This window comes from Salinarimonas sp. NSM, assembly GCF_052380005.1.
In the GTDB taxonomy this organism is placed as follows: Bacteria; Pseudomonadota; Alphaproteobacteria; order Rhizobiales; family Beijerinckiaceae; genus Salinarimonas.
Genome location: NZ_JBQTCJ010000007.1, coordinates 31,070 through 40,213, shown reverse-complemented (window position 1 = coordinate 40,213; position 9,144 = coordinate 31,070). Strand labels below are relative to the sequence as shown.

The following is a 9,144-nucleotide window of genomic DNA, read 5'->3' as shown; positions in this document are numbered from 1 at the left end:
GCACCAGAGGGAGGAAAGACCATGAACACGAAGACGACCATCCGGCCGATGGCGGGCGCCTGCGGCGCCGCGCTCGCGCTCGCGCTCTGCGCCGGCGTGGCGCAGGCGCAGGAGCACACCCTGCGCTTCAACCACGTGCTCGGCCCCAACGAGCCCTTCCACCGCGGCTTCACCGCCTGGGCCGAGCGCGTCGCGGAGCGGACCGACGGCGGGCTGCAGATCCAGGTCTTCCACTCCGCGCAGCTCGGCGTCGAGGAGGACATCATCGAGCAGATCCGCCAGGGCGCGAACATCGGCCAGAACACCGACGCGGCCCGGCTCGGCACCTACGTGCCCGGCATCGCCGTCGTGAACGGCCCCTACTTCGTCTCTTCCGCCGAGGAGGCCTTCTCGCTCACCGACGCGCCCACCATGCAGGGCTGGCTCGCGGAGCTGTCCGACCAGCACGGCATCGAGGTCGTCTGCTTCGACTGGGTGCAGGGCTTCCGCAACTTCTTCACGAACGAGGAGATCCGTACGCCCGCCGACCTCGAGGGCCTGCGCATCCGCACGCCACCGGCGCCGATCTGGCAGGAATCGATCCGCGCGCTGGGCGCACAGCCCACCGCCATGGCCTTCGGCGACGTCTATCCCGGTCTCCAGCAGCGCGCCATCGACGGCGCCGAGCTGACCTACCCGAACATCACGGCGGGCAACCTCAACGAGGTGCTCGACGTCGCCAACGAGACGAAGCACATCCTCCTCGTCAACTTCCAGATCGTCTCGGCGCAATGGTTCGACGGGTTGCCCACCGAGTACCAGGCGGCCTTGAAGGAGGAGTGCCGCGCCGCCGGCCAGGCGACCTCCGCGGAGATCGCCGACGCCGCCGAGGCCGCCAAGCAGCGGCTGATCGAGGCGGGCATGACGATCGTCGACGACGTCGACATGGAGGCCTTCCGCGCGGCGGGCGAGGCGGCGTACGAAGCGCTCGGGCTGTCGGAGGAGAAGGCCGCGCTCCAGGCCGAGATCGGGGGGTGACCGAGCCCGCCCGACGCGGGAGGAGGCCGGTGGAGGCGTCATGAAGCGAATTATGCCGGCACTCGCGAAGGCCGAGGCGATCCTCGCCGGCCTCCTCCTCATGGGCATGGTGGGGCTGATCTTCACGGGCGGGGTGGCGCGGATGATGCGCAACCCGCTCAACTGGACGATCGACCTCGCCACCTGCTTCTTCGCCTGGGCGGCGTTCCTGTGCGCGGACATCGCCTGGCGCAACGACAAGCTGATGGCGGTGGAGCTCCTCGGCGCACGCCTGCCGCCGCACGGGCGCCATCTCCTCCAGACCGTGAACTACGCGATCATCGCCGTCTTCCTCGGCTACGTCGTCTATGCCGGCGCCTGGCTCTCCTGGGTGAGCCGGGCGCGCTCGTTCCAGGGCATCCCCGGCGTCAGCTATTCCTGGGTGACGATGAGCCTCGTCGTCGGGGGCCTGCTGCTGCTCGCGACGACGCTCGCGAAGCTCGTCCGCCACCTGCGCGCAGGGCCGCACGCGCCCGCGCCGGCCGGGGAGGCGTGAGGCGATGCTCCTCGTCGTCGTCGCCTTCCTCGTGCTGCTCGTCATGGGCATGCCGGTCGCCTTCGCGATCGGCATCTCGGGGGCGCTCTTCTTCGTCCAGCACCCCGAGCTGCCCTTCACCATCCCCGTCCAGGTGACGGTGTCGCAGACACAGAACTTCGCCCTCCTCGCGGTGCCGCTCTTCATCCTGGCCGGCAACTTCCTCAACCGGTCGGGGCTGACGCGCCGGCTCGTCGACCTCGCCTCGGTGCTGACCGGGCGCATGCGCGGCGGGCTCGCGCAGATATCGGTGACGCTGTCGGCCTTGATGGGCGGCGTCTCGGGATCGGCCATCGCGGACGCGGCGATGCAGGCGCGCATGCTCGGCCCGGAGATGACGAAGCGCGGCATGAGCCGCGGCTTCGCGGCGGGCGTGCTCTCCTTCAGCGCGATCCTCACCCCGATCGTGCCGCCGGGCATCGGCATGATCCTCTACGGCACGATCGGCAACGTCTCGATCGGCCGGCTGTTCGCGGCGGGCATCGTGCCGGCGCTCCTGCTGTGGGTCGCGCTCAGCCTCGCCGTCTGGGCGACGGCGACGGTGCGCGGCTATCCGCCCGAGCGCACGACGCGCCCGACGCTGCGGGAGGCCGGCGTCGCCTTCAAGGCGGGCGTCTGGGCGCTGCTCTTCCCGATCTTCCTGCTGCTCGGCCTCAGGATGGGCGTGTTCACGCCCTCCGAGATCGGCGCCTTCGCCGTGCTCTACGCGATCGTCGTCGGTGTCGCGATCTATAGAGAATTGCGCTTTCGCGGCTTCGTCGAGGCCCTGGAGACGAGCCTGTCCGACGTCGGCGCGGTCATGCTGCTGATCGCGCTCTCCGCGATCTTCTCCTACGGCATCGTGCTCGAGCAGATCCCCGCGGCCGTCACCTCCGCGGTGACCGGCGTCGCGGGGAACCTCGAGGTCGCCATGATCCTCATCGTCGCGTGCGTCATCGCCATCGGCTTCTTCGTCGACGCCACGGTGTTGATCATCATCCTCACGCCGATCCTGCTGCCGACGATCCGCGCGCTCGGCGGGGACCCGGTGCATTTCGGCATCGTCTTCATCGTCGCCGCGACCATAGGCAACTTCACCCCGCCGGTGGGCGCGGCGATGTACGCCGTGTGCACGATCCTGAAGACCTCGATCGGGGAGTACACGCGCGAATCGATCGGCCTGCTCGCGGCCGTGGCCGCCGTCGCCCTCGCGCTCGTGTTCCTGCCGGGGCTGGTGCTGTTCCTGCCGAACCTGCTGTTCGGCTGACGGCGTTCGCGTCGCCGCCCTCGGCAGGGCGGCGACGCGCCGGGATCAACCCGCGTCCGGCTCCGCCTTCGCCCCCGTGAAGCTCAGCATCCACGGCGTGCCGTGCTCGTCGGTGAACATCGCGAAGCGCTCCGCCCAGAACGTTTCGCCGGGCGGCATGGCGACCTCGCGCGCGTCGGCGCCGAGCGCATCGAAGACGCGGTCGAACTCGGCCTGCGACGTCGTCTCGACGTGCACGCGGAAGCCCTGCGGCGTCCGGTACCAGTCTGCGGGCGCGTCCGAGGCCATGATGGTCGTGGATCCGAGCCGCAGGCTCATGTTCATGACGAGGTCGTCGCCCCCGGGCATGCGGCTCTGCGCGTCCGGCGCGTCGGCGTTGAGGAGAACGCCCTCGATGCGGCCTCCGAGCACGTCCGCGTAGCGGCGCATCGCGGGCAGGCAGTCGCCGTCGAAGAACAGGTAGATCGTCGGTTCCATGGTCAGGGTCCTTCCGGTGCAGCGTCGGGGGCGGCTCGGCCCGCCTCGGGGTCGTCGGCGCGGAACCAGAAATGGCGCACGCAGCGGCCGTCGACCGGCAGGTCCTCGAACGTGTCGAGCCCGTCGAAATAGTCGATCCTCAGCTCCGCGACGGCCTCGGGCGGCGCGAGCCGCACGTTGACCGCCATGCGCCGGCGCCCGTCCGCGCCGGGCGCGCGCTCCCGCCAGGCTAGGACGCAGGCGCAGGTCGGGCAGAAGCGGAACTCGAGATGCGGATCGGTCCGCTCCGCGCGGGTATAGACGGCGCTCTCACCGGAGAGGCGGATGCGCTCGTCCTCGAAGTCGTAGGCCCACAGCGCGCCCCAGCGTCGGCAGAGCGTGCAATTGCACACCGTGATCGTGCCGGGATCGCCCGCGAGCCGCCATCCGGTCGCCCGGCAGTGGCATGTCCCGATCAGCATGACGCATGCCCCTCCGGCTCGCCGCCCCGCCGCGACGATACCTGCGTCACGGCCCCACGATCATCTCGAACCCACCGAAGATCATCCGCGATCCGTCGAAGGGCATCGGATTGTTCTCCGGCGCCATGCGCGGATCGCCGAACACCTTCTGCATCCCCGCGTCTCGCGCGGCCTTGTCCGGCCAGGTGATCCACGAGAACACCACCGTCTCGTCGTCCCTGCGCAGGACGGCCGTGTGCAGCGAGTTGACCTTGCCTTCGGGCACGTCGTCCCCCCAGCATTCGACGAGCGAGAGCGCCCCGTGCTCCTTGAACACGATCGCGGCGGCCTCGGCGTGCGCGCGGTAGGCCTCCCTGTTGGCGGTCGGCACGGCGGCCACGAAACCATCGACGTACATGAGCGATCCTCCGTTCAGGCGCGATAGGCCGCCTCGAGGGCGGCGATGTCGATCTTGACCATCCGCTGCATGGCGGCGAAGGCGCGCTCGGCCGCGGCGCGGTCGTCGCTCGCCAGCATCTCCGGCAGGCGCCGCGGGACGATCTGCCAGGACACGCCCCAGCGGTCCGTCAGCCAGCCGCAGGCCACCTCGGCTCCGCCGTCGGCCGTCAATGCTGCCCAGAGCCGGTCGGTCTCGGCTTGGTCTTCCGTCGAGACGCTGATCGAGGCCGCATGGGTCCGCTCTGCGCCGGGCGCGGCGTTCAGGATCATCATCGGCGTGCCCGCGAGCGTGAGCTCGATGACGAGGGGCACGCCGTCCCGCTCGACCACGCGCTCGATGCGACTGTGGGGGATGAGCGCCACGTAGAGCATCGCCGCATCGCGGCCGTCGCCGCCGAACCACCAGCAGGTGCGAACCTTGGTTTCCGGAAGCGACATGGCGTGCCTCGCTGTTTCGACCCTCGATATAGGTTGATATCAACTCTTCGAGCGCGAGTCCAGCGGTTTCGGTCGATGCGCGGACTTTCGGGTCCGCGCACGGGTGGTGCCGCGAGGCGCCCCTTCCGCTCGTCCGGGAGACTCTGTAGAGATACGGATGCCGCATCGTCCGCCGGCGCCCGGACCCGCCGTGACCCCGACCCGATCGCCAAAGCCGCTCGTGCCGCTCGCCGTCGCCCTCGCGCGCTGGCTCGACGGCGTGCGTCCCGTGGCGCCGATCGCCTGCGCGCCGGAGGACGCCATCGGCGCCGTCCTCGCGCAGGACGTCGTCGCGCGGGGGGACGTGCCGGCGACGGCGCTGGCGCGGCGGGCGGGTTTCGCCGTCGCCGCGGCGGACACGATCGGCGCCTCCCCGTACGCCCCCGCCGCCTGCGCGATGCCGCCCGCCCGGATCGCGGCCGGCGCGGCGCTGCCGCCGGGCTGCGACGCGATCCTGCCCGAGGGGGCGCTCTCGGAGGGGCCGATCGCCGAGCTCATGGCCGAGGTCGCGCCCGGTACCGACGTACGGCGCGCCGGCGAGGACGCGCGGGCCGGCGTGCCGATCCTGCGCGCCGGGCATCGACTGCGGGCGAGCGACGCCACGGTTCTCGCGGTGCTCGGGGTCGAGACCGTGGCCGTCCGCCGGCCGCGGGTGCGCCTCGACGGCGTGGCGACGATGGCGCCGCTGGTCGCGTCACTCGGCGGGGAGGTCGCGGAAGGCGAGGCGGATCTCGTGCTGGCGCGCGGCGGGGACGCTCACGGGGGAGGGGAGCCGGTCGTCGCCGACGGGCTCGCGCTCCGCCCCGGGGAGACCGCGCGTCTCGCTCGGGAGGCGCGCGGCGCGCTCGTCGCGCATCTGCCGGCGCTCGAGAGCGACGCGCTCGGCGCCGCGCTGGCGCTGCTCCCTCACGCGCTCGCGGACCTCGCCGGTGGCGCCCCCGCCGCGACGACGCCCGTCCGCCTCGCCGCGCCGGTCACCTCGACCGTGGGCCTCGCGGAGATCGTCCTGCTGGTTCGGGAGGCCGACGGCCGCTTCGTCCCGCTCGCGGTCGGCGATCTCGGGCTCGCGGCATTCGCGCGCGCCGACGCCTGGGCGCTGGTGCCTCCCGAGGCGGAAGGCTATGCCGACGGCGCGATCCTCGACGCCCGGCCGCTGCCATGACCGACACGCCCGCCGCTCCGCACGACCCGAGCCGCTCCCAGGAGCAGTTCCTCACCGTGCGCTCGCGCGAGGACGCCGCCGCCCGCTTCGCGCAGGCCCTCGCCCCCGCGCCGCTGCGCCCGACCGAGGTCGCGCTCGCCGACGCGCTCGGTCTGCCGCTGGCCGCGGATGTCCACGCCCCGGTCGACGCGCCGCCCTTCGACCGCTCCGGCGTCGACGGCTTCGCGGTGCGCGCGGCGGATCTCGCGGGTGCGTCGGAGGCCGCGCCGGCGACGCTTCTCCTGAACGCCGAGACGATCGCCTGCGGCGTCGCGCCGACGATTTCGGTGACGTCCGGCCGCGCGACACCGATCGCCACGGGCGGGCCGATCCCCCGCGGCGCCGACGCGGTCGTGATGATCGAGCACACCCGCCCGCTCGACACCCCCGAAGGGCCGTCCATCGCCGTGCGGCGCGCCGCGAACCCGGGCCAGTTCGTCGCCTTCGCCGGCTCCGACATCGCGCGCGGCGAGATGCTGCTGCGGGCGGGGACGGTCGTCGGCGCGCGCGAGATCGGCATGCTGGCGGCGGTGGGGATCGCGCGCGTCCCGGTCTTCGCCCGGCCGCGCGTCGCGGTGCTCTCGACCGGCGACGAGCTCGTCGCGCCGGGCGAGGCGCTGGCGCCGGCGCGGATCTACGACGCCAACGGCCCCGTGATCGCCGCCGCGATCGCGGAATGCGGCTGCACGCCGGTACCGTACGGCATCGTCCCCGACGAGCCGGCGGCGCTCGAGGCGGCGCTCCGGCGCGCGCACGCCGCGTGCGACGCGGTGATCCTGTCGGGTGGCACCTCGAAGGGCGCGGGAGACCTCACCTACCGGGCCGTCGCCGGCCTCGGCGCGCCGGGGATCGTCGCGCACGGCGTGGCGTTGAAGCCCGGCAAGCCGCTGTGCCTCGCGGTGTGCGACGGAAAGGCGGTCGTGGTGCTGCCGGGCTTCCCCACCTCGGCGATGTTCACCTTCCACGACATGATCGCGCCCGTCCTGCGCATCCTCGCCGGGCTCCCCGCTCGCGCGGAGGCGAGCCTACGCGCCCGCGTGCCGGTGCGCATCGCCTCCGACATCGGCCGCACGGAGTACGTCATGAGCGCGCTCGTCGACGGCGAGGACGGGCTCGTCGCCTATCCGACGGGAAAGGGCTCCGGCTCGGTGACGACCTTCGCGCAGGCGGACGGCTTCCTCGCCATCGAGGCGCTGGCGGACGCGCTCCCCGCCGGTGCGGAAGTCGACATACGGCTCCTCACGCCGACGGTGCGCGTGCCCGATTTCGTGGTCGCGGGGAGCCATTGCACCGGGCTCGACGCGGTGATCGCGCGGCTGCCGGGCGTCGCGGCGCGGGTGATCGCGGTGGGCAGCCTCGGTGGGCTCGCGGCGGCGAAGCGCGGGGAGTGCGATCTCGCGCCGATCCACCTGCTCGATCCGAGGAGCGGGACCTACAACGCGCCCTTCCTCGGCGAGGGGCTCGCGCTCGTTCCCGGCTGGAGGCGGATGCAGGGCGTCGTCTTCCGAAAGGGCGACGCGCGGTTCGAAGGCGAGGACGCGCGCGCGGCGGTGGCGGCGGCGAAGGATGCCCCGGATTGCCTGATGGTCGGCCGCAACCAGGGTGCCGGCACGCGCATCCTGCTGGACGGCCTCCTCGCCGGCGCCCGGCCCGACGGCTACTGGAACCAGCCGCGGTCGCACAACGCCGTCGCCGCCGCGGTCGTGCAGGGGCGCGCCGATTGGGGCCTCGCCATCGCGCCCGTGGCGGAGGCCTACGGGCTCGGCTTCCTGCCGCTGGCGGAAGAGCACTACGATTTCGCGCTCGTCGAGGCACGCCGCGAGAGGCGCGGCGTCGCCGCCTTCCTCGCGGCCCTCGCAGCACCCGAGACCGACGCCGCCCTGCGCGCGCTCGGATTCACCCCCGCTCCGAGGAGCTGACCCGTCGATGCGTGCCGTCCTCGTCGCCCTGTGCCTGATCGCCGCCGGGGGAAGCGCCTCCGCCGAGATGCGCGGCCACGGAGGGCCGGTCCGGGCGCTCGCGGTCGCGCCTGTGGGCGACGTCGCCGTATCGGGCTCCTTCGACAACCGCGCCATCGTCTGGGACCTCGGCCGCGAAGCGGCGGCGCGGGTGCTGCGCCATCACGACGGGGCGGTGAACGCGGTCGCGTTCCTCCCCGAAGACGCCATCGCCACCGGCGGCGCCGACGGGCGGATCGCCTTCTGGCGGCTCGGCGTGGCCGATCCCGTGCGGGTCGAGGCCGCGCACGAGGCGCCGGTCGCCGGCCTCGCGGTCTCGCCCGACGGAGAGACGCTCGCCTCCGCCGGATGGGACGGCGCGGTGCGCCTCACGCCGCTCACCGACGGCACGGCGCGCGTTCTGACCGGCCATGGCGGCCAGGTCAACGCCGTCGCCTTCGCGCCGGACGGCACCCTCGTCAGCGCCGGCTACGACGCGACGCTGCGGATCTGGCCCGAGGGCGGCGACCCGGCGCGGGTGATCCAGCTGCCGACGCCGCTCAACGCGCTCGCGATCGCCCCCGACGGCACGATCGCGGCGGGCGGCGCCGACGGTGTCGTGCGCCTCCTCTCGCCCGCGGGCGAGACGCTGGCGCAGATCGAGACGCAGCCCCTGCCGATCATCGCCCTCGCCCTCTCGCCGGACGGCTCGCGCCTCGCGGCGGCGACGATCCGGGGCTCGGTCGCGGTGATCGACGTCGCGGCGCGGGCCGTGATGTTCACCCTCGTCGGACCGGGGCTCCCGGTCTGGTCGGCCGCCTTCGCGCCCGACGGCGAGACGCTCTATACCGGTGGCGGCGACGCCGTGGTGCGCGCCTGGGACGCGCGCACCGGCGAGCCCATAGGCGGGCCGATCCTGTCGGGCGCCGAGGACCCGCTCGCGCGCTTCGCCGGCTCGCGCGGGGCGGAGGTGTTCCGCGCCTGCGCGGCCTGCCACACGCTCTCGGAGGACGAAGGCGAGCGCGCGGGTCCGACGCTGGCGGGCATCTTCGGCCGGCGCATCGGCACGGCGGAGGGCTACGACTACTCGCCGGCGCTCGTCGCGATGGACATCGTCTGGACGCCGCAGACCGTCGCCGCCCTCTTCGAGCAGGGCCCGACGGCCTACACGCCCGGCTCGAAGATGCCCGAGCAGCGCATCCTCGCGGCCGAGGACAGGCAGGCGCTCGTCGACTTCCTGGCCGAGGTCACCCGCTGACCGTCACGCCCGCCGTTGCGGGATGGGGGCGGGACGCACTAGATCAGGCCGACGCACG

9 protein-coding genes and 1 pseudogene are annotated in these 9,144 nt (G+C 73.3%); 6 read left to right on the top strand and 4 right to left on the bottom strand.

The annotated features are described in order from the left end of the window. Positions 1-21 precede the first annotated feature (21 nt). Genes ACTZWW_RS04880 through ACTZWW_RS04870 form a run of 3 tightly spaced genes read left to right on the top strand, consistent with a single transcriptional unit; the run spans position 22 to position 2,837 of the window. The gene (locus tag ACTZWW_RS04880) at positions 22-1,017 is read left to right on the top strand and encodes a C4-dicarboxylate TRAP transporter substrate-binding protein (protein ID WP_444779818.1); all 996 of its coding nucleotides are present in this window, start codon (positions 22-24) and stop codon (positions 1,015-1,017) included. 40 nt (positions 1,018-1,057) lie between these two features. Then, on the top strand, positions 1,058-1,552 hold the full coding sequence (locus ACTZWW_RS04875; RefSeq protein ID WP_444779817.1) for a TRAP transporter small permease: 495 nt from the start codon (positions 1,058-1,060) through the stop codon (positions 1,550-1,552). Positions 1,553-1,556: 4 nt separating this feature from the next. Then, positions 1,557-2,837 (top strand): TRAP transporter large permease, encoded by a 1,281-nt coding sequence (locus ACTZWW_RS04870; RefSeq protein WP_444779816.1) that lies wholly within the window; start codon positions 1,557-1,559, stop codon positions 2,835-2,837. A 45-nt stretch (positions 2,838-2,882) separates the two neighbouring features. Here the strand turns inward: ACTZWW_RS04870 and ACTZWW_RS04865 are convergent, their stop codons facing one another. The 4 genes and pseudogenes from ACTZWW_RS04865 to ACTZWW_RS04850 form a co-directional block, all read right to left on the bottom strand. Continuing rightward, positions 2,883-3,314: a VOC family protein gene (locus tag ACTZWW_RS04865; RefSeq protein WP_444779815.1), complete on the bottom strand. Its 432-nt coding sequence runs from the start codon at positions 3,312-3,314 to the stop codon at positions 2,883-2,885. A gap of 62 nt (positions 3,315-3,376) precedes the next feature. After that, positions 3,377-3,775: pseudogene (locus tag ACTZWW_RS04860) on the bottom strand (GFA family protein); the annotation flags it as partial. Positions 3,776-3,821: 46 nt separating this feature from the next. Beyond that, positions 3,822-4,172, bottom strand: coding sequence for a DUF1428 domain-containing protein (locus ACTZWW_RS04855; RefSeq protein ID WP_444779814.1), 351 nt, complete (start codon positions 4,170-4,172; stop codon positions 3,822-3,824). 14 nt (positions 4,173-4,186) lie between these two features. Next, on the bottom strand, positions 4,187-4,651 hold the full coding sequence (locus tag ACTZWW_RS04850) for a VOC family protein (RefSeq protein ID WP_444779813.1): 465 nt from the start codon (positions 4,649-4,651) through the stop codon (positions 4,187-4,189). A gap of 190 nt (positions 4,652-4,841) precedes the next feature. Here ACTZWW_RS04850 and ACTZWW_RS04845 point away from each other — a divergent pair, with 190 nt between their 5' ends. The 3 genes from ACTZWW_RS04845 to ACTZWW_RS04835 are packed head-to-tail and all read left to right on the top strand — an operon-like array spanning position 4,842 to position 9,086. After that, positions 4,842-5,852 (top strand): molybdopterin-binding protein, encoded by a 1,011-nt coding sequence (locus tag ACTZWW_RS04845; RefSeq protein WP_444779812.1) that lies wholly within the window; start codon positions 4,842-4,844, stop codon positions 5,850-5,852. Continuing rightward, positions 5,849-7,810: a molybdopterin biosynthesis protein gene (locus ACTZWW_RS04840; protein WP_444779811.1), complete on the top strand. Its 1,962-nt coding sequence runs from the start codon at positions 5,849-5,851 to the stop codon at positions 7,808-7,810. Before ACTZWW_RS04845 ends, ACTZWW_RS04840 begins: the two co-directional genes overlap by 4 nt. 7 nt (positions 7,811-7,817) lie before the next feature. Then, entirely contained in the window at positions 7,818-9,086 is a 1,269-nt protein-coding gene (locus ACTZWW_RS04835) for a c-type cytochrome (protein WP_444779810.1), read from the top strand. The last annotated feature ends 58 nt before the right edge of the window (positions 9,087-9,144 follow it).

What these genes read in the sequence shown, in the direction of transcription:
- ACTZWW_RS04870 (WP_444779816.1), top strand. Translation starts at nt 1,557, where the DNA reads ATGCTCCTCGTCGTCGTCGCCTTCCTCGTGCTGCTCGTCATGGGCATG.
- ACTZWW_RS04835 (WP_444779810.1), top strand. Translation starts at nt 7,818, where the DNA reads ATGCGTGCCGTCCTCGTCGCCCTGTGCCTGATCGCCGCCGGGGGAAGC.
- ACTZWW_RS04840 (WP_444779811.1), top strand. Translation starts at nt 5,849, where the DNA reads ATGACCGACACGCCCGCCGCTCCGCACGACCCGAGCCGCTCCCAGGAG.
- ACTZWW_RS04865 (WP_444779815.1), bottom strand. Translation starts at nt 3,314, where the DNA reads ATGGAACCGACGATCTACCTGTTCTTCGACGGCGACTGCCTGCCCGCG.
- ACTZWW_RS04850 (WP_444779813.1), bottom strand. Translation starts at nt 4,651, where the DNA reads ATGTCGCTTCCGGAAACCAAGGTTCGCACCTGCTGGTGGTTCGGCGGC.
- ACTZWW_RS04855 (WP_444779814.1), bottom strand. Translation starts at nt 4,172, where the DNA reads ATGTACGTCGATGGTTTCGTGGCCGCCGTGCCGACCGCCAACAGGGAG.
- ACTZWW_RS04880 (WP_444779818.1), top strand. Translation starts at nt 22, where the DNA reads ATGAACACGAAGACGACCATCCGGCCGATGGCGGGCGCCTGCGGCGCC.
- ACTZWW_RS04875 (WP_444779817.1), top strand. Translation starts at nt 1,058, where the DNA reads ATGAAGCGAATTATGCCGGCACTCGCGAAGGCCGAGGCGATCCTCGCC.